We start from the raw sequence: 610 nt of genomic DNA, 5'->3' as shown, positions 1-610 counted from the left end.
TGAACTGACCCCCGTCAAGTAGACAGTACAAAAAAATAAAAATCGGTTAAGCGGCCTTGGTCCTGAATTCCATGGGACTGAGGCCGTTTAGTTTTGCCTGTAATCGCTCGTTATTGTAAAAACGGATGTAGTCATCTATGTCTTTTTTGAGTTCCTCAAAGGTACTGTATGTATGCAAATAATACCTCTCACATTTCAGGGTTCCCCAGAAGGCTTCCATTGGACCATTATCAATACACCTGCCAACTCGGGACATGCTCTGGGTTAGTTTGTCGGCAAAGAGCTCCTTGAACCTTAAAGAGGTATACTGAAAACCTCGGTCACTATGAAGCATCGGCTTGCTTCCCGGTGCCGCTTGCAAGGCCAATTTCACCGTTTGGAATACTAGACTGTTGTTGTTGGAATGCCCTAAGACGTAAGAGACAATCGTGTTATCATGAAGATCCAGAATGGCACTTAAATAGGCCTTCTGACCACTGCCGTATTTGAATTCCGTTACATCGGTTACCCATTTCTCATTCGGTGCTTTCGCATGAAACTCACGGTTTAACAGATTCTCGGCAACCTGCTGTGGAGTTGAACGCACATATTTCTTTCTCTTTCTGCGGAT

The 610-nt window shown here is 44.4% G+C and carries 1 protein-coding gene; it reads right to left on the bottom strand.

The genetic code is table 11. The features are described 5' to 3' along the window. Window positions 1–46 precede the first annotated feature (46 nt). On the bottom strand, window positions 47–610 hold a 564-nt coding region (locus FE781_RS17340; protein WP_170209598.1), incomplete at its 5' end, for an IS3 family transposase.

The sequence above is a fragment of the Paenibacillus thermoaerophilus genome (assembly GCF_005938195.1).
Classification (GTDB): Bacteria; Bacillota; Bacilli; order Paenibacillales; family Reconciliibacillaceae; genus Paenibacillus_W; species Paenibacillus_W thermoaerophilus.
This window is presented reverse-complemented; position numbering and strand designations above follow the sequence as displayed.